The sequence below is a fragment of the Aminipila sp. genome (assembly GCF_032051575.1).
Lineage (GTDB): Bacteria > Bacillota > Clostridia > Peptostreptococcales > Anaerovoracaceae > Aminipila.
In genome coordinates, this window is sequence record NZ_DAMBYD010000001.1 from 86274 (window position 1) to 104789 (window position 18516).

An 18516-nucleotide genomic window follows, 5' to 3' on the forward strand; every position below is an offset into this window, starting at 1 on the left:
ACTTAGCACTAGTGTATTCAACAAAAAGGGGAAATTATGAAAAAGAAGTATGCGTTAATAATTGCAAGTATTTGTTTGATTGGGCTGGTAGTATATGCAGGCTACATTCGTTGGAATAGCTATGTGATGGATGAAGAGACCATAGCCAGTTTACAATGGGTGGAGCCATTAAGCCAAGATTCTGAAGAGGAAGAGGATAGACGTTATAAGGAGGAAGAATGTAACTTTTTAGTTAAAGAAATTAAAGCGTTAAAAGAAAAGTTAAAAGAAATAAATCTGCAACTTGTGGTTGTTAAAAATAACAATACTGATGAAGATGAAAATGACCATAATGAAAAATTATATGGCATTGAAAACAGTCGGGGAGAAGTAATCATACCAGCTAGATATGAAAGTATAGATATTGATTTAGAACAAGGATATATATTAGCAGGAAACTATTATACAAAGCAATACCATTATTATAAATTAGACGGTTCAGATTTGATAAAGGAAAATTTTGAAAATGCCAGTAGGTATGAAGCTGGATATGCCTGTGTGGAAAAACAAGGAAAGCATTTGGTTATATCTCCAACAGGTGAAGAATTATTAAAAGTGAACTGTGACTCATTAAGTATTTTTGATAGCAATAGAGGAATCTTTGAATTTTCTAATGATAGTAATGCCGTTTATAAAAATGGAAGTAATACTACATATGTATCAGGCTCTCTGACAGGGTTAATTGATATAAGTGGTAATATATTATTAGAACCTAAATATGAACTTATATTCAGAGAGTCAGAAGATAAGCTTTGCGCTGAATATTTAAATGATAAAGGACAGGAAGAATACCTTTTTTTAGACAATAGTTTTAATCCTGTATCAGGAAAAATTTATGAAAGTCTAAGTGGATTTTACCAAGGGTCTGCTATTGCTAAATATAATGGAGAGTGGTTTATAATCAATGAAGAGGAAGAGGTAATAACCAAATTACAAGGATGCATAAAAGTACATGGTTTTTCAGAGGGTATTGCCGTAGCAGAATGTTATAGTGAGTTAAAATACATAAATACTACGGGAAAAACAATATTTACATTACCATATAAAGGATATAATCAAACGTTAGATGAAAATAAGGCTAGTTTTAGTGAGGGAAAGATTGTTTTTCCAGCCCAAAACGGGAAATTAGGATACATGGATTCAAAGGGAAATGTAGTAGTGGAACCTATTTTTAATCGAGCAGGAATGGTAAAAAATGGGCAGTCAGAAGTTAAAATAGGAAATAAAAGAGGCGTTATAAAATTTTAGAAGGGTATTTTTAGAAGGGGAAAAAACCATAAGAAATAGATGTAAATTAAGGATTATATGTATTTGCGCAATGGTGGCATTGATATATGCAGGATACAATTAATGGAACCATTATTTAGATGCAAGAGAGAATGTAAAAGGGGTAATATCTTTACGTAAACATTATAGTAAAGATAAAGCAATTGAAAAAATGTATTTTGGGAAAAAAGGGGTTAAAATAATCTAAAAGTGTGTCGATGAAATTGGTTACACCGGGTCTGATAATAAATTAAAAAGGATAAATTATGAAAGAATTGTGGAATTTATTTATAGCGTTTTTTAAAATAGGTCTATTTACTATAGGCGGTGGGTTGGCAATGCTGCCACTTATTCAACGTATGGTGGTAGAAGATAATAAGTGGTTAAAAGAGAATGAGATGATAGACTGCATAGCAATCTGTCAGTCATTACCGGGGGTTATTGCTATAAATGCAGCTACTTTTGTAGGATATAGAAAAAATAGGCTGGCAGGGTCAATTGCAGCAACTTTAGGAACCATCATGCCATCCTTAATTATTATAATACTTGCAGCTATTTTTTTAGATGCAGCTGGCAGTAATCCTTATGTGAATGGAGCATTTGTTTCTATTAAAGCAGCTTCTTGTGGGTTAATACTATTTGCAGCAGTTAAATTAGGTAAACAGGTTTTAGAAAGCCGGTTTGCATGGGCAATTGCAGTTATTGCTTTTGTTATGATTGCAGTTTTCAAAGTAACAGCTGTATGGGCTATCATACTAGGTGCATTTGCAGGATTGATACCCTATTGGACCAAATCAAAGAACATTAATAGCAAAACCTTGAAAGAGGATCCTAATTCAATACTAGAAAATGTTCCTTCAGATGAAAAAAAGGAGGGTAAGTAATGATTTATCTAACATTATTTTTCTCCTTCTTTAGAATAGGTATTTTTAGCTTTGGTGGAGGGTTAGCAATGCTACCCTTAATATTTCAGACCGTACAGCAATTTGGATTTATGTCGGCAGAGGAATTCTCCAATTTAGTAGCATTATCCCAAGTAACACCAGGTCCTGTAGCCGTGAATGCAGCTACTTTTATAGGGTATAATTTCGCTGGTGTGACTGGCGCTGTATGTGCAACTTTAGGCGTTGCCTTGCCATCGTTTTTATTAATCATAACCGTTATAAAATTTTTAGATAGATTTAATAATAATAAAGGAATTGAAGCCGCATTTTCCGGAATCCGTCCTGCCACAGTAGGGTTAATAGCGGCTGCGGCGGTATTTGTAGGAGAGTCCGCTCTTATTAACATGGAAAATAGTATACTATTAAATGGATCTGCGACAGGAGTCTGCAATGAATTGACATGGGGATATATCAAGTGGGTATTGGAAGATCTTGCTAGGGGAGTTGAAATAATACCGTGCCTGGTTTTTGTGGTAACAGTGATACTGGCAGCAAAATTCAAAATGAGCCCAGTAAAAATCATAATGATTATGGCAGTAGTTGGTATCATTTTCTGTAGTTAGAGTAAATCTTTCATAATAAGCAGAATCAAATTGTTATCGTAAAGTTCCCCAGCCAAATAAGAATTACCTAGGTTTTCCATTAGAAAAGTCATAACTTTAGGATCTGCAAGCGAAGCAATAGGCACCATCAAAGTCAGCAGTATAAAGACATAGACAATGCCCTTTATAAAGCCAAAAACCATACCTATACAACCATCTAAGAAGCCAGTTATTCCGTGGTTGCGTTCCTTTGACACTAAAGATATAGCAATGTGAAGTACGATTTGAACAGCTAGTGTTATAATCAAAAAACAAGCAATTTTAAAAAGCAGATTAGATAACCCCACTGAAATAGAACCAGATAACGAGTTAATTAAATTTGTCAGTGAATCCTGAATAATAGTCGGCATACTTCCCTGCATTTCTGCAGGAGTAAGAGTGGTGCTGACTTTTTCATTTATATTTCCATAAATAGATGAATATAAATCGGTATTGTCTAAGATAAATGCATTAAATTTAGGTGACCAGATAAAGGCAAAAGCAAGAGCTAAAAACCAGCCAACTGTGTGGACAAGCGTTTGGAGCAAACCATGCCTGTACCCCTGAACCATAGTGCCTATAATTACAACAGCAACAATTATATCAAGTATCATAAATGAATCCCCTTCCCCATATATATGTATATAGTACTAAAAATGACAAGGGAGGGCAATATGGAATATACAAAATATAACAAAACGATGGTGCTTCTTTCTGAGGAAAATCGGGATTTCGCTGCAAAAACAGAGCAGGCAATATATGGAAACTTACGAATAGAAACAGGCAACAATAAAGGAGCCATTTCTTTAAGTGTCCAAAATCTACGATTTTTTGAACGAAATCGTTACATTTACAAATTGATTTTATTTGGAGAAAAGAAAGAACGGACCATTCATGCAGTCATGGGTACGCTAATTTTAAACCGATTTGGTACTGGAGAAAATTATTTCAGATTTGATCCAGGGAACGTTGATGGAAGAGGCGGGCAGCTTGGAGATTATTCTGTAGCCATTGTTGCAGCGGTATCCATGCGTGAAAACAAGGAACCTTTACATCCTGTACTAAAAGGTAAGCTGGCTTTTTCTGGGAGTAATGTAATAGCAGCAAGTGCAGAAAAATTTAATAGCAAAGAGGAAATAGAAACCATAGAAGATGAAGCAGAAAAACATGAAGACTTTAAAGAACCAAAAGAGATAATGGAAGAAGTAACAGAAAGAGTGCCGGAAAGAGTGCCGGAAAAAGTACCAGAAAAAGTGCTTAAACCTAATCCATATGAAGAAGTACAGACCTATATAAAAAAACAAAGAGCAAATTATAATCAGTTTTATAATGAATATGTAAAAGAAGTGTGTGAAAAAACTGCAAAATCATCAGAGCTATATGAACATATTTTACCTTTTAGCAAGGACAAGACAGGCGCAAGATGGAAAAGAATTGCAAACATAAAAAATTTACCATTGGTTTCACCAGGGGCTATGTGGGGTGCATCAAAATATAGGCATTACATATTTGGCGAAGATGCCAAGCTATATTATTTAGGCATACCAGGAAGATTCTTAAATGAAGAACAACCTGAGGGAGGAAAGTCAGGATTTGTTTTGTGGCAGCCAATCGTGGGGGCTGAAAGTTTGGAAGCTACAAAAGCAGAGTGCTCTTTAGAAAACAGGATGACGGCTTATGGATATTGGATAACCGCTATAGATAAAGATACTGGCGATATTGTAGACCCAGTTTGATTATAAGTAATGGGTGTGTAAAATACTAAAATGGCAGAGTTTTCACTCTGCCATTTTTGATAAGCCTTTACGGTTTAATATGGTTATGCCTTTTCTTGATACGGTTAAATATCCCTCATTTGCTAAGTATTTTAATATACGTGAAATCACTTCCCGGGCAGTACCTAAATGCCCAGCAATTTGCTCATGAGTCAAAGTAATTGTGTCACTCTCCTCTAAAGCAGATTGTTCTAAAAGAAAAATAGATACTCTCTTGTCCATTTTCATAAATAATAACTGTTCTACTATCCACATGACTTCTGAAAAACGCATAGAAATAATCTCATTCATAAAACCCTCCACAACAGGGCTTTTCTTTGCAATTCTGTCATAAACGGAAGGATTAATTATAGCTAATTCCGTCTTAACTTCTGCAGATACGTGAACATCAAAAGAAATATTTTTTATCATACAGGAGGCGGATAACATGCAGTTATCTCCCTCAACAAGTCGAAAAAGAGTAATCTCCTTGCCCTCGTCCGAAAGCATAAAGGTACGAAGCCTGCCGCTTATAACACCTAAGACCCCAGTACATTCCTGTCCTCCTGCATGGACTATATCACCAGGTTCAAAGATACGTATTACTGTATTTGCAGATATTTCTGCTTTCTGAGGTGGAGTAAGTTTATCCCAGAATGGATATACTTCAGAAAGAAGGTTTTCGTTGATCATATATATCACCTCTAAATATTTTGTTTAAATTTTCTGAAAATAGTGTTAATATCATCTAAAGAATATTATAACACAACTAATTCAAAATGTGACTTTATCACTGAAACATTTTATTAATGTGGTTAAAATAAACCTAGAAATGTGAATGGAGGATAGAATAATGAGTAATAAAAAGGTTGTTATAATTGGCGGAGTTGCAGGTGGGGCAACTACAGCGGCAAGACTTAGAAGACTTGATGAAAACATAGAAATCATTATTATGGAAAAAGGTGAATACATTTCTTATGCTAATTGTGGGCTTCCTTATTACATTGGTGATGTTATCAAGGAAAGAGAGGCGTTACTCCTTCAGACTCCACAAGTAATGAAACAACGTTTTAATATTGATGTAAGAACGGGGAACGAAGTAACATCTATTAATAAAGAAGAAAAAACAATTACAGTACGAAGGATTTCTGACGGAAGTGAATATGTGGAAGGTTATGATAATTTGGTTATTTCTACAGGATCCACACCAATTGTACCTCCCATTGAAGGAATTAATGGAGAAGGCATTTTCACCCTTTGGAATATTCCAGATACAGATAAGATAAAAAGTTACATTACAGAGAAAAAGCCAACCACAGCAGCAGTGATAGGGGGAGGCTTTATTGGACTTGAAATGGCCGAAAACCTAAGAGAAGCTGGCTGTAAGGTATCAATTATAGAAATGCAGGATCAGGTAATGGCCCCTGTAGATTTTGAAATGGCACAATTAGTTCATGAAAATATTAGGATGAACGGTGTTGAACTTATTTTGTCAGACGGAGTGAAAAAGTTTGAAAGTATCACTTCTGCGCAGGGCGTGAACCCTAGGAAAACTAAAATTACGCTATCAAGTGGAAAAACTTTAGATGTTGATATGATCATTTTATCTATTGGAATTAAGCCAAACAGCAGCCTTGCAAAACAGGCAGGGCTAGAATTAAATCAAAGAGGCGGAATCTTAGTAAATGAATATCTGAAAACTTCTGATAAAAACATATATGCAGTAGGTGATGTAATTGAAGTGACGGAGTTTATAGAAAAAGGAAAAACAATGATTCCTCTAGCAGGTCCAGCCAATAAGCAGGCCCGAATTTGTGCTGGAAATATTGCTGCGGAATTTGGGGTTCTTGATGCAAAAACGCATGGAACGTATGAGGGAACACAAGGAACTTCGGTAGCAAAAGTGTTTGATTTTACTGTAGCTGCAACCGGATTAAATGAAAAAACCTTAATACGAATGGGGAAAAAAGTTGATGTAGATTATTTTGTAGCAATCATTAATCAGAAATCTCATGCTGGATATTATCCAGGAGCCGCACCGATAACTTTAAAAATGCTGTTCTCTCCAGAGGGGAAAATCTTTGGCGCACAGATTGTTGGTGTAGAAGGGGTTGATAAACGAATCGATGTGATAGCTACAGCCATTAGACTGGGAGCAGGTGTAATTGATTTGCAAAAACTAGAGTTGGCTTATGCTCCTCCTTATTCCTCGGCAAAAGATCCTGTAAATATGTTAGGGTTTGTGGCTGAGAATATTTTGAATGGAATAACTCAGTTTATCCCATGGAATGGTCTTGAAAATCGAGAAGAACTGGCAAAACAAAGGGGAGTGCCAGCTGTCACAGTACTTGATGTGACAGAAGACTTTGAAAGAATGGCATTTGCAGTGGAAGATTCGGTGCATATACCATTTGGCCAGGTTAGAGATAAAATGAACGAGCTGAATAAGGAGAATCTAATCGTCACATTTTGTGCGATAGGAGTTCGTTCGTACAATGTCGCAAGAATTTTAATGAACGCAGGGTTTAAACATGTAGCAGTATATCCTGCCGGAACAGGTTTTTACAAATCTTCATTCCATGATAAATTATTTTGCAAGTCAGAAGAATGCCCTCCAATTGTTGAATTTACTTCAAAAGCAGAAGAAGTTCTAGCAAAAGACCGAGGAGAGGTGAAAGGTGGAACCCAATTGGATATAAATAATATTGTAATAACAAAAGATTTAGACTGTAGTGGATTACAGTGCCCTGGACCTATCATGAGAGTGTTTAATTCCATAAATGAAATTGAGCAGGGTCAGATCATTAAGGTAGCGGCTACAGATATGGGCTTTGCCAGAGATATAGAAGCATGGTGCAGAAGAACGGGCAATACGTTAGTCAAAACATGCAGAGAAGGAAAACAAAATATTGTATATATTCAAAAGGGAACCATAGGCGATAATCAGAATGGCGATAAAAGTAAAAATGTGGGGACACAAGCGGAATTGCCACAGGGAAAGACAATGATTGTATTTAGTGGTGATTTAGATAAGGTTTTGGCCTCATTTATTATAGCGAATGGTGCTGCGGCTATGGGTAGACCTGTAACTATGTTCTTTACATTCTGGGGGCTTAATGCTTTAAGAAAGTCAGAAAAGCAGAATGTAAAAAAACCACTTCTTGATGGGATGTTCGGAATGATGATGCCAAGAGGAACATCTAGATTAAAACTTTCTAACATGAATATGGGCGGCATGGGAACAAAAATGATGAAGAAAGTAATGAATGATAAAAATGTGGATTCTTTAGAAGACTTAATGAAAAAGGCTATGGAAAATGGTGTTAAGCTTGTAGCTTGTACCATGTCAATGGATGTTATGGGGATTACGAAGGAGGAACTTATTGACGGCGTTGAGCTTGCAGGTGTCGCAGCATATCTGGGAGACGCAGAACAATCAAATGTAAATTTGTTTATTTAATATGATTAGAGTTATTGTAGAAAATTTGAATGATAAAACGACCCTCTTGGGTCGTTTTTTTCTTGAATATTGTATGCGATTGTGATAACATTGTAAGGTATATGAGAAATTATATGATCGATGCACTGGCTGAAGCCGGAAAAGCCTATGCCTGCGGTGAGATTCCTATTGGAGCAGTTGTTGAAAAAGATGGAATAATCATAGGCAGAGGACACAATTTAACAGAAACTTTAAAAGATCCGACAGCACATGCAGAGTTGATTGCTATACGAGAAGCAGCGAAGACTTTAGGAGGATGGAGACTGCTTGATTGCAATTTGTATGTGACTTGTGAGCCCTGTGCCATGTGTGCGGGCGCTATTGTCTGGTCTCGAATGAGTAAGATTTTTATTGGCACCATGGATCCTAAAGGCGGTGCTTGTGGTTCAGTGTTTAATATTATTCAAGAAGAAAGATTAAATCATTTTGTTGAAATAGAAGTAGGCCTTATGGAAGAGGAATGTTCTGGCATTATGAAAACTTTTTTTAAAGAATTACGACTAAGGGGTTCCAAATGGGACAAACAGAAGGAACCAGGGCTCACAAAATAGAAAGTGGAGGAACTTAAATGAAAAGAAGAATAGGTGCAATAGTTGCACTGACACTATTAATGGTAATGATGACAACATCTCTTTGTTTTGCAGGAACCTTGGAGCTTGAAGACTCTTATCCCAGAAATGGTGACAAAGGAATGCAGGTTGAAAATTCAGGTGTAAAGCTGTATTTCAACCAGAATATGATTAATAAAAACAACGAAGCGGCAAATTTGAAATGCGTTAAGCTTACTGATTCAAAAGGTAAAAAACTACCACTTAGAATTCTATATAGTCCTAAAGAAAAGGGATTAGTTTTAGTACTTGTTGACAAACAAACACTCCTTTCTGACAGCTCATACAAGCTTTCAGTTTCTGGGGATATAATGGCGGCTTCAGGAGAGACCCTTGGAGAGGATGTACACATCAAATTTAATACAGTGGATACTAGTTCTTCGATGAAGGCAAATATGATTATGATGGGTATCATGATGGTAGGCGTGATCTGGGTGTCAAGCAGGTCTGCAAAAAGAAAAGAAGAAAAAGATAAAGAAGAAGCAGCTGCAGATGACAAGGTTAATCCATATAAGATTGCAAAAGAAACGGGCAAATCCGTAGAAGAGGTTGTTGCTAAAGACCAGAAAGAAAAGGAAAAGCAACGCAGAAAGATGGAGAAAAAACTTGCAAGGGAAGCTAAGGGCGATGATTATTATGATGATGACGACGATGAAGCTTTTAATGATAATAAGCGCGTAAAAGGCGCTAGACCAATTTCAGCAGGTGGAAGTAGTTATATTACTGGCAGAAAGGCTGCTGCAGAAGAAGCAGCCAGAAGAAAAGCTCAGGCAGGAACTACAAAACCAAAGAACAAGGGAAAGAAAAAGAATTAAGGATCACATATTTACAGCTCACTTTATGAAGCACTATAAAGTGAGCTGTTTTACTAATTCTAACCCTAGAAAGGAAATGCTAATGAACGAAATATCCATAAAGTCTTATGCTAAAATCAATTTATCGTTAGATGTGCTGGGCATTCTTCCAAATGGATATCATCAGGTGGAGATGGTTATGCAGCAGTTGGAATTGCACGATCTAGTAACTGTTAAATGGACGGAAATTGAAGCACCAATGGCCTGCCAGATTAGTTTAACTGCCAACCGAAAAGATTTACCCTTAAATCATGAAAATATTGCGTATAAAGCAGCTGAAATGATGATGGAATGTTTGCATAAACAGGGCAAAGTTGAAATACATATAGAGAAAAATATACCTGTTGCAGCGGGACTAGCAGGTGGAAGTGGAAATGGTGCGGCTGTGATTCATGCCCTAAACAACCTCTGGAATTCAGGGCTGTCAGTAAAAGAACTTTGCTGCATAGGGGTTACGCTAGGAGCAGATGTACCATTTTGTATAATGGGTCAAGCTAAGGGAAATGTACAGCTTGGTGCATATATGAACAATGATGCGTTAGCCTGCACTTGTGCTCTGGCTGAGGGGATAGGAGAGCAGCTTACGCCAGTTACACCTCTTTCTTGTGATGTATTATTAAGTAAGCCATCCATAGGAGTTTCAACCGCAGACGTTTATAAGGGAATCGATGCAGAACTTGGACTAGAAAAAACAGATAATGAAGAACAAACAGCAATTATAAAACATCATATAGATACAAAAGAACTTATAAATGGGTTAAATGCCAGAAATTACGGTAAAGTCATCAACAATATGGCAAATATACTTGAATTATTCAGTGTAAAGAGGTATCCTATAATTGTGTATACAAAAGACAAGATTACTCAGCAGGGTAGAGCTGCAAAAGTTCTTATGAGTGGAAGTGGTCCTACCGTATTTGCTATATACTTTGAAAAATCAAAACTAGAGGAAGACTATAAGCTTTTAAGTGGAATCAATAAGGAGACTTATGCTACAAAGACATTAGTATGAAATAATAAAGATGAGGTGAAAGATGTTAAATTTTGATATTCAAAATCATAGACCACTTAGAGAGATTGTTTATGAGGAACTAAAGCTACAGATTCTGACGGGGAAAATTGTCCCTGGTACAAGAATGATGGAAGTGGAGCTTGCAGAGGATATGGGTGTAAGTCGTACTCCTATTAGGGAAGCAATTAGAAAGCTGGAAAAAGAAGGACTCGTAATTATTGAGCCTCGTAGAGGAGCGTACGCATCTCAGATTTCTACAGATGATATGATTGAGATACTTGAAGTGCGTCAAAATATGGAGGGCCTTGCAGCATATATAGCGGCTTCACGTATGAAACCAGAACAGCTGAAACAAATTGAAGACGCAGAAGAAGCTTACAACGATGCTGTTGAAAAAGGCAATACAACTGATATGATATATTATGATTCAAAATTTCATAAATTAATTGTAGAAGCCAGTAACAACAAAACTTTGCTTCAACTTATTGAGCCATTACAGGAAATGGCATTGAGATTTAGATATTTGTATTATGATGACTTTAAAAGAGCTGAAAATATGCCTCATGAGCATCAGATTATTATAGATGCCATCGCTAAAGGCGATTCAGAAGCAGCAAAAGAAGCTGCAGACACACATATTAGAAAATTAAAAGAGCTTGTTATAACAGAAGGCGTATAGGTACGTAAACATAAAAAAGACCCCTTTCCTAAGAAAAATTGAATTTCTTGAGAAAGAGGGTCTTTTCTTTTATGATTTATTGGTTATAAACTATGTAATAGGATGCATCTTTCGCATCTCATCTAATATAGCCTGATAAATATCGCTGCTCATAACAGTTATGAAATTAGTTGTTAAAAAATCTTCTACATCCAAAGTGAAAGTTACTGTCATAACCGTATCATACTGTCCGTACATAAAATCTTTATAAGAGTTTGTATCTTGAACTTCACCTAACTTTGGTGTTGATATATCGATCTCTTTATTAAGAAATCCAGCTATAGCTGTTGAGGAAGAACCCATCATCTGATTCATTAACTCACAAATAGCACTTTGTGATATCTCATCTATTTCAGTAATTTCCATGTAAGTCATTTGGCTGACCATTTTTAAAATATCTTCTCTTTTTAGAAGCAAGGAGTTTGTACCTCTTAGTCCTTTGGTGTAGTCCACACTTATGCCGAAAGCAGGCTCTAAGTAGGTTATATCCAGGTCTTTAGGTGTTACTATGTCTACTTTAGGTACAGAAATGTTTACTGTCTTGCTAAGTATAGTAGATAATGCAGTAGCAGAAGAGCCGATACCAATATTAAAAAGTTCGCCAATCGCATCTATTTCTTTTTTTGTTACATCCATGTCGCATTACTCCTTGCATAATAAATTATAAAAATTAACTTTTTTTAAGGTTACCACAAAATGTGAAATTATTCAATTCTTTTCATTGCTATTATATTTATATTAAACAAGTAGTAATACAAACAAAGGGGACGGAATAAAATGTATTGTGTTTAATGTATGCAATGCGGACAATGCCGCAGTATAAAAGTTTAAAAAATCTAACGTATAAGGGGGATAATATCATGACCTATGATAAGGATATACCTGATTTTGCACTTCAACCAGCGAGAGATACAGATGAGGCGGATGTGTTTGACCCGTCGCCCTATGATCGATTATTGAACTTGCATAGACAGGAGCAGGCTGAAGAGGTTGATCCACATTTAGCAAATCATTCTGTTCGGGATTATGTTTTTCCTGAATTTGCGGAACCAGTCTTTGAAGAGAATACAGAATTACTTGAACCACAAGCAGATACAGTAGTGGAAACGGAATCAGAAGTTTTTGCAGAAATTAAATCAGAAGAAGCCGCAGAAATGGAAGCAGAAGTAATCACAGAGCCAGAGTTTGTACAGGAAGTAATAACTGAACCGCAATTAATACCACAACAGGAACCAGAGCCTGAGCTAATTGAAGTAATTAGTGAACCTGATTATGTACTAGAAGTTGAAGCAGAACCTGAAACGATTGAAAGGGCAAAGCCTGTTATGGCGTCACCTGCACCTGCAGCACCCAATAGTGAGGCGGCAGTGCTTATACCAGTGGCAGGAAGTCTTATTACAAACGAATTAAAAATGACAGATATTCGTGAAAAACCTGAGACAAGAGTGTATATAGAAGAAGATATATTAGTACCAGACACAAAAGAAGATTTGGCATCAATTTTATCTATGACAGGAAAAGTAAGCCTGTCTGATTCAGAAATTCGTATCGGACAACTGAGTCAAGATTCAGTAAAGATTACAGGAGAAATCGAATTACATACTTTATATATCCCTGAAAATTATACTGGGGAGCATCATATTATAAATATACAGTCTAGAATTCCATTTAAAACGGAGAGCAATGTATCGGCAGAATCCCTTTCAAGATTAGTTATCAAGCCATATATTGAAAGCATTGACTATACAGTTATAAACGAAAGAAAATTTAGAGCAAAGTTAACAGTCAGGTTAACGATGCGGGAATATGCAAATGTTGAAATGCAAGTATTTCAGGGGATTAAGGGCGAAAAACTACAGCTTTTAAAAGAAAAAATACAAATGACCCATGTATCAGAAAGAAAAACCGATATAATGGATATAAATGAAACGCTGGCTATAAAAGATACACAACCAAAACCAGAACGTATCTTAAAATATGATGTAGATATAGTAGAAAATCATAAACAAATCACGGAGGATAAAGCCGTAGTAAATGCAACTATATATTGTAATGTTTTGTATTTGGGAAGTAATAATGAAGTGGAAGCAATGGACCTTTCAGAAAACGAAGAAAAGAAACTTACCCCTCAGTTATTCCAAGGAAAAACGGAATTTACTCAATTCATTCCAATTTTAAATCCTGCAGAAGGAAGCAAAATATCGTTTAACTACAATAATCTTACTGTTCATATAAAAGAACCTGATCCGGAGGAACCTGGAGAAAATGCATTTGCATTGGATGGTAATGTGGAAACTACCATAGAAATTTATAAAAATTTAGAAAGAGAAATTGTAACAGATATTTACCATCGAACTAAAGATGTCATTTGTGACAAGGTAGAGCTGGAAGCTATGTCTTTAGGTGGCAGTGGCGTCACGGAAGCAGCAGTAAGAGAAATTATAAATGTACCTGAAAAATATGGAGAAGTAAAGAGAGTTATCTACATATTTGGAAATATAAAGAATAGTAAAAGTTTCTTAGAGCAGAATAAAAACATTGTAGAGGGCACAGTTGATATTACATTATTGTGTCTTCCTGAAGATGAAAAGAAGACTGCTTTTAGACTAAATAAGGAAGTCAATTTCAGGGGCTCTATGGAAATTCCAATGGGCAGAGGTGACACAAAAGCAAACAGTGAAATTGCAATAAAAGAACTATGGTTTGACAGAATTAATGCAAAACAGATTGAAGTAAATGCAAATTTATTTATTTCTTCATCTGTATATGGGCAGGATAAATATCAGGTCATACAAAATGTTTGTTTTGTTGAGTCAAAAGAAGAACCAGGGACAAAGCCAGGAATGGTGGTTTATATAACAAAGAGCGACGATACACTTTGGAATATAGCCAAAAAATATAGAACTACAATGGAAATGATAACTGAAATTAATGACCTCGGAGAAGACCAGGTATTACCACCGGGTATGAAGCTTTTAATCGTTAAATAATCTTGGTGTGAATAAAAAGCCTCTTGTTGGCAATACTTCCAAATAAGGAAGTAAGCATAACAGGAGGTTTTTTTATGAGATTTGATAAACGGCAAATGCAAGCAATGCTTTTTATTTTAATATGCATGATTTTATATACGGGGTGGTATGCACAAAGTGCTAATAAAGATGATCACCATTCTGGGATTATTCGTTTCCACGTGCTGGCAAACAGCAACTCACCGGCAGACCAGGAACTGAAGCTTAAGGTTCGCGATGGAGTGTTAGAAGCTGTAAATAATAATTTAATTAAAGAAACTATGGAAAAGTATGATTCTGTAGAAGATGTGCCAGCAGAAGTACCAAAGGCTGAAAGTGAAGAAAGTGAACCTGTAAATGAAACCATGGCAGTAGTAGATAGCATAAACACAGCACAGGTTTCTTTAAATGTAGAGGAATCCAGAGAGTATTTATTATCTCACATGGATCAGATCCAGCAAATTGCAGAAAAAATTATTAGAGATAATGGTTATGATTATAAGGTTACTGCCGAATTAGGAGTAAGGTGGATTCCTGAAAAAAGTTATGGAGATATGACTTTTCCAGCAGGAAATTATGAAGCTTTAAACATTACGATTGGAGCAGGAGAAGGGAACAACTGGTGGTGTGTACTATTTCCTCCTTTATGTCTAATTGATGGTTCAGATAATCCGAATCAGCTTGAGGCTTTTGATACCACCACCTATGCAGCCATAGGCATGACACAGGATTTATTGAAACTACGGAATAGTAACAAGGCGTGTGTTACTACCCAAACTGCCATTAAGCTGAAATTTAAAACTTTAGAATTGTTAGAGAAACAGTAAAAAACAGGGTTTGCTTTATTACAGCAAACCCTGTTTTTTATGTGGCAAAGCCACATTTATTATTTAACTGCTGGTTTTTTCACAAAGCGTTAGTGTCAATTTTTTCATATCATCGTTACGAATTACAGTGACTATAACTTTGTCCCCAACTTTATATCCATTAAAGGCACTTGTCAAATCAGATGCCGATTCTATTTTCTTATCGCCTACATAATAGATCATATCGCCGCTCTGAAAACCTGCATTTTTTGCAAGTTCACTATCAACAGTTTTCACATAGATCCCTAGACTTCTAACACTATAGAAAATTGCATTTTTCATATCGGTTAAATCAACAAAGGTAATACCGGTGTCTACTCTTCCTTTAACATAACCATAATCAGCTAATTGCTGTGCAATTTTCTTTACCTGGTTTACTGGAATAGCGAAACCTAAACCTTCAACGTCTGAACCAGAGGATTTCGCAACAATAATACCTACTAATTCGCCATTTTGGTTAAACATTCCTCCTCCAGAATTACCTGGATTAATAGAGGCATCTGTTTGAAGTAATGTCATGCTTTTACCATCAATCGTAATGGAACGGTCAAGGGCACTTACGATACCGGCAGTAACTGTTCCACCTAGACTCCCTAAGGGGTTACCAATTACAACGGATAAATCTCCTACCTCTAAAGCGCTGCTGTCTCCATAAACAACTGGAGTAAGGCCACTGGCATCAATTTTTAACACGGCTAAATCGGATTCATCATCTCGTCCAACAAGAGTTGCTTTGTAAGACTTATTATTTTTTAAAGTTACTGTAATTTTATTAGAATTTTCAATAACATGGTTATTCGTTACAATATAACCGTCAGAAGAAATGACCACGCCACTTCCTGCACCTTCTGTAACATATTGCTGCATCCAGGAGTCAGTAACCATTGCTTCAGTTTTAATTTCTACTACTGAATTGGCATTCAATGCAGCAATTTCTTTTATGGTTAAGTCGCTTTCAGTAGCCAGTTCCAAAGTAGTTCCTGTATTGGCTATATTTAATTTACTAGTTGTAGCAGATCGTTTACCAAAGCTGTCACTGCCATCAGACAAGTGGTTGGCAAGCATTGCACCGCCAAATCCAAAAACTGTCGATGTAAGAAGACATAAAACAACAAGAAGAGCTATACCCATCTTAGACAGCCTAAAGTTAAACCTGTGTTTATGCTTTGAGCCGTGACTTGTACCGGAATGTTCTGTTGGTGACGTATCTTCCACTATTACAAAATTTACATCCTGTATTGGCTCATTATTATTATTCTCCCCTGAATAATAACTTTTAAAATTATCCATACTACAAATCCCCTCCTAATATTTTTATTTTATTGAACCTTAAATGTACAATAACAAAATGTATATTCATATATTAACTCTCAAATGTGATTTTTTTGTGAAAAAAATATGTTTATGTGGTAAAATATATTGTTAATAATGTAGAATAACATAAAGGTGAACCTCTACGGACTTAAACGGGAGATTATAAAATGAAAACAAAGTATAAAATTTGGCATAAATTTTTAATAGATCAATTGAATTTAAAGAATAACGACCAAGAGATTACAAGTATTAATAAACAATTATTAGAAGAACTGGATAGCTGTGCGATGGCAGAGAACGCTGAAGAGGAAATCTATGAACGATTTTATAAGGATGTTGACTTTGGAACGGGCGGTCTACGTGGAATTTTAGGGGCAGGCATAAACCGAATGAATATTTACACAGTAGCAAAAGCAACCCAGGGAATTGCACATTATATCCATGCGGGAGAATATATTACAGATTCACCCCTTAAAGGGAAAAAATTGGAGAAAAGACCTTCAGTGGCCATAGCTTATGACAGTCGTATCCATTCTAAAGTTTTTGCAAAAATAACTGCAGATGTATTGACTGCAAATGATATAGATGTATATTTATATGAGGAATTAATGCCCACACCGGCACTTTCTTTTGCCGTAAGGCGTTTTAACTGTGCAATGGGTATTATGATTACTGCCAGCCATAATCCAGCCAAATACAATGGATATAAAGTATATGACAATTCAGGTTGTCAGGTAACTTTAACCGCGGCGGAAAAAATCTATGAATTTGTTCAAAAATTGGATATTTTTGAAGATGTTAAACATATCGGAGGAAATGGTATACTTAGATTGTTAGGAGAGGAAACTGTAAATGCCTATCTTGATGCAGTACAGGCTGAAAGTGCTTTAACTAAAGAAAGTGAAAAACAAATATTAAAAAATCTCTCTATTGTTTATACGCCACTAAATGGAGCGGGAAATAAACCGGTTAGAAAGATTTTACAAAGATTGGGTATTACAAAGGTAAATATAGTTAAGGAACAAGAACTTCCAAATGGAAATTTCCCTACATGCCCTTATCCAAATCCGGAAAAAAAAGAAGCTCTGGAACTTGGACTTTCAGTTTGTGAAAAATTGGCCCATAAAGCTGTAGCCTCAGGAAATGTTGATGATATTCCAGATTTACTTTTGGCCACTGATCCAGATTGTGACCGAGTAGGAATTGCTGTTTGTGAAAGCAAAGGGAACGATCCAGCCTACAAGCTTCTTTCAGGAAATGAAGTAGGTATTATGCTTTTAGATTTTATGATTACAACAAAGGTAAAAACTGGATGCAAGAAAAATCCATGTGCTATAACGACTATTGTTTCAACTAAAATGGCAGAAGCTATTGCAGTAAAGCATGGAGTTAAACTAATTTTAACTTTAACAGGGTTTAAGTTTATCGGAGAGCAGATTGGATTTCTTGAAAATGAACATCGGGAAGAGGAGTACTTATTTGGTTTTGAGGAAAGCTATGGTTATCTGTCGGGAACTTATGTAAGAGACAAGGATGCCGTAAATGGGGCTATGCTTATTTGTGAAATGGCAGCCTACTATAAGGCTAAAGGTATAACTCTAGCAGATAGATTAGAAGAACTTTATCAAGAATATGGATATTTTAAGAATAAGCTCATTGATTTTACATTTGAAGGCTCAAAAGGTATGGAAGTTATGAAGCAGCTAATGCTGGATTTCAGAGAAAATCTAGCGGAAGAGTTTATAGGGAAATCAGTAGTTGAGGTGGCAGACTATCAGAAGCAGGAAAGACGGCTTTTCACAGGGAGTGGATGTTGTGGAATGTCTGAAGCCATTGTTCCAATAAACCTTCCTAAATCTGATGTTATAGAAGTCGTGCTTGAAGGAGGAAGTTCCTTTACAGTAAGGCCTTCAGGTACAGAGCCAAAGCTTAAAATCTACTTATCTGCAAAGGGCGAAACTGCACAGGAATCAGAGGCAGTGATTGAATACTTAATAAATGAGCTGACAGATAAAGTCAATTGCAAATAAACGATGAATAAAAAGGAGAAAAT

General features: G+C 36.0%; 16 protein-coding genes. 12 read left to right on the forward strand and 4 right to left on the reverse strand.

Annotated elements, in window-relative coordinates:
- Positions 1-36: 36 nt before the first annotated feature.
- The 3 genes from RTW14_RS00440 (at position 37) to RTW14_RS00450 (ending at position 2812) form a co-directional block, all read left to right on the forward strand.
- Positions 37-1287 carry a WG repeat-containing protein gene (locus tag RTW14_RS00440; protein WP_312647325.1) on the forward strand — a complete coding sequence of 417 codons (1251 nt, stop codon included), beginning with the start codon at positions 37-39 and terminating at the stop codon, positions 1285-1287.
- Between the two features lie 284 nt (positions 1288-1571).
- Complete coding sequence (locus RTW14_RS00445; protein ID WP_312647326.1) at positions 1572-2189, forward strand: chromate transporter; 618 nt, start codon at positions 1572-1574, stop codon at positions 2187-2189.
- The gene (locus tag RTW14_RS00450) at positions 2189-2812 is read left to right on the forward strand and encodes a chromate transporter (protein ID WP_312647327.1); all 624 of its coding nucleotides are present in this window, start codon (positions 2189-2191) and stop codon (positions 2810-2812) included. The genes RTW14_RS00445 and RTW14_RS00450 overlap by 1 nt, the downstream gene beginning before the upstream one ends.
- Here RTW14_RS00450 and RTW14_RS00455 read toward each other — a convergent pair.
- Positions 2809-3444: a CvpA family protein gene (locus RTW14_RS00455; protein ID WP_312647328.1), complete on the reverse strand. Its 636-nt coding sequence runs from the start codon at positions 3442-3444 to the stop codon at positions 2809-2811. The genes RTW14_RS00450 and RTW14_RS00455 overlap by 4 nt on opposite strands.
- Before the next feature lie 60 nt (positions 3445-3504).
- Here RTW14_RS00455 and RTW14_RS00460 point away from each other — a divergent pair, with 60 nt between their 5' ends.
- Positions 3505-4566, forward strand: coding sequence for a hypothetical protein (locus RTW14_RS00460; RefSeq protein ID WP_312647331.1), 1062 nt, complete (start codon positions 3505-3507; stop codon positions 4564-4566).
- A gap of 42 nt (positions 4567-4608) precedes the next feature.
- Here the strand turns inward: RTW14_RS00460 and RTW14_RS00465 are convergent, their stop codons facing one another.
- Positions 4609-5277, reverse strand: coding sequence for a Crp/Fnr family transcriptional regulator (locus RTW14_RS00465; RefSeq protein ID WP_312647337.1), 669 nt, complete (start codon positions 5275-5277; stop codon positions 4609-4611).
- A gap of 160 nt (positions 5278-5437) precedes the next feature.
- Here RTW14_RS00465 and RTW14_RS00470 point away from each other — a divergent pair, with 160 nt between their 5' ends.
- The 5 genes from RTW14_RS00470 (at position 5438) to RTW14_RS00490 (ending at position 11236) form a co-directional block, all read left to right on the forward strand.
- Positions 5438-8044: an FAD-dependent oxidoreductase gene (locus tag RTW14_RS00470; protein ID WP_312647338.1), complete on the forward strand. Its 2607-nt coding sequence runs from the start codon at positions 5438-5440 to the stop codon at positions 8042-8044.
- Positions 8045-8157: 113 nt separating this feature from the next.
- Positions 8158-8634 (forward strand): nucleoside deaminase, encoded by a 477-nt coding sequence (locus RTW14_RS00475; RefSeq protein ID WP_312647343.1) that lies wholly within the window; start codon positions 8158-8160, stop codon positions 8632-8634.
- A gap of 17 nt (positions 8635-8651) precedes the next feature.
- Positions 8652-9506, forward strand: coding sequence for a hypothetical protein (locus tag RTW14_RS00480; protein ID WP_312647346.1), 855 nt, complete (start codon positions 8652-8654; stop codon positions 9504-9506).
- A gap of 82 nt (positions 9507-9588) precedes the next feature.
- The gene (gene ispE, locus RTW14_RS00485) at positions 9589-10557 is read left to right on the forward strand and encodes a 4-(cytidine 5'-diphospho)-2-C-methyl-D-erythritol kinase (protein WP_312647348.1); all 969 of its coding nucleotides are present in this window, start codon (positions 9589-9591) and stop codon (positions 10555-10557) included.
- Between the two features lie 22 nt (positions 10558-10579).
- On the forward strand, positions 10580-11236 hold the full coding sequence (locus RTW14_RS00490; protein ID WP_312647350.1) for a GntR family transcriptional regulator: 657 nt from the start codon (positions 10580-10582) through the stop codon (positions 11234-11236).
- Between the two features lie 90 nt (positions 11237-11326).
- On the opposite strand, the gene RTW14_RS00495 is transcribed toward RTW14_RS00490, so the two are convergent.
- A complete protein-coding gene (locus RTW14_RS00495; protein ID WP_312647351.1) occupies positions 11327-11911 on the reverse strand; it encodes a chemotaxis protein CheC in 585 nt (194 codons plus the stop codon).
- Positions 11912-12135: 224 nt separating this feature from the next.
- Between RTW14_RS00495 and RTW14_RS00500 the strand changes: the two genes are divergently transcribed.
- Together RTW14_RS00500 and RTW14_RS00505 are read left to right on the forward strand one after the other, a co-directional pair.
- Complete coding sequence (locus RTW14_RS00500) at positions 12136-14265, forward strand: SPOCS domain-containing protein (protein WP_312647352.1); 2130 nt, start codon at positions 12136-12138, stop codon at positions 14263-14265.
- A gap of 74 nt (positions 14266-14339) precedes the next feature.
- Positions 14340-15110, forward strand: coding sequence for a stage II sporulation protein R (locus tag RTW14_RS00505; RefSeq protein ID WP_312647353.1), 771 nt, complete (start codon positions 14340-14342; stop codon positions 15108-15110).
- A gap of 63 nt (positions 15111-15173) precedes the next feature.
- Here the strand turns inward: RTW14_RS00505 and RTW14_RS00510 are convergent, their stop codons facing one another.
- Complete coding sequence (locus tag RTW14_RS00510; RefSeq protein ID WP_312647354.1) at positions 15174-16439, reverse strand: S1C family serine protease; 1266 nt, start codon at positions 16437-16439, stop codon at positions 15174-15176.
- 191 nt (positions 16440-16630) lie between these two features.
- Here RTW14_RS00510 and RTW14_RS00515 point away from each other — a divergent pair, with 191 nt between their 5' ends.
- A complete protein-coding gene (locus RTW14_RS00515) occupies positions 16631-18493 on the forward strand; it encodes a phospho-sugar mutase (RefSeq protein ID WP_312647355.1) in 1863 nt (620 codons plus the stop codon).
- Positions 18494-18516: the final 23 nt, after the last annotated feature.

What these genes read in the sequence shown, in the direction of transcription:
- RTW14_RS00470 (WP_312647338.1), top strand. Translation starts at nt 5,438, where the DNA reads ATGAGTAATAAAAAGGTTGTTATAATTGGCGGAGTTGCAGGTGGGGCA.
- RTW14_RS00475 (WP_312647343.1), top strand. Translation starts at nt 8,158, where the DNA reads ATGATCGATGCACTGGCTGAAGCCGGAAAAGCCTATGCCTGCGGTGAG.
- RTW14_RS00465 (WP_312647337.1), bottom strand. Translation starts at nt 5,277, where the DNA reads ATGATCAACGAAAACCTTCTTTCTGAAGTATATCCATTCTGGGATAAA.
- RTW14_RS00455 (WP_312647328.1), bottom strand. Translation starts at nt 3,444, where the DNA reads ATGATACTTGATATAATTGTTGCTGTTGTAATTATAGGCACTATGGTT.
- RTW14_RS00460 (WP_312647331.1), top strand. Translation starts at nt 3,505, where the DNA reads ATGGAATATACAAAATATAACAAAACGATGGTGCTTCTTTCTGAGGAA.
- RTW14_RS00500 (WP_312647352.1), top strand. Translation starts at nt 12,136, where the DNA reads ATGACCTATGATAAGGATATACCTGATTTTGCACTTCAACCAGCGAGA.
- RTW14_RS00495 (WP_312647351.1), bottom strand. Translation starts at nt 11,911, where the DNA reads ATGGATGTAACAAAAAAAGAAATAGATGCGATTGGCGAACTTTTTAAT.
- RTW14_RS00510 (WP_312647354.1), bottom strand. Translation starts at nt 16,439, where the DNA reads ATGGATAATTTTAAAAGTTATTATTCAGGGGAGAATAATAATAATGAG.
- RTW14_RS00440 (WP_312647325.1), top strand. Translation starts at nt 37, where the DNA reads ATGAAAAAGAAGTATGCGTTAATAATTGCAAGTATTTGTTTGATTGGG.
- RTW14_RS00450 (WP_312647327.1), top strand. Translation starts at nt 2,189, where the DNA reads ATGATTTATCTAACATTATTTTTCTCCTTCTTTAGAATAGGTATTTTT.
- RTW14_RS00490 (WP_312647350.1), top strand. Translation starts at nt 10,580, where the DNA reads ATGTTAAATTTTGATATTCAAAATCATAGACCACTTAGAGAGATTGTT.
- RTW14_RS00480 (WP_312647346.1), top strand. Translation starts at nt 8,652, where the DNA reads ATGAAAAGAAGAATAGGTGCAATAGTTGCACTGACACTATTAATGGTA.
- RTW14_RS00515 (WP_312647355.1), top strand. Translation starts at nt 16,631, where the DNA reads ATGAAAACAAAGTATAAAATTTGGCATAAATTTTTAATAGATCAATTG.
- RTW14_RS00445 (WP_312647326.1), top strand. Translation starts at nt 1,572, where the DNA reads ATGAAAGAATTGTGGAATTTATTTATAGCGTTTTTTAAAATAGGTCTA.
- ispE (WP_312647348.1), top strand. Translation starts at nt 9,589, where the DNA reads ATGAACGAAATATCCATAAAGTCTTATGCTAAAATCAATTTATCGTTA.
- RTW14_RS00505 (WP_312647353.1), top strand. Translation starts at nt 14,340, where the DNA reads ATGAGATTTGATAAACGGCAAATGCAAGCAATGCTTTTTATTTTAATA.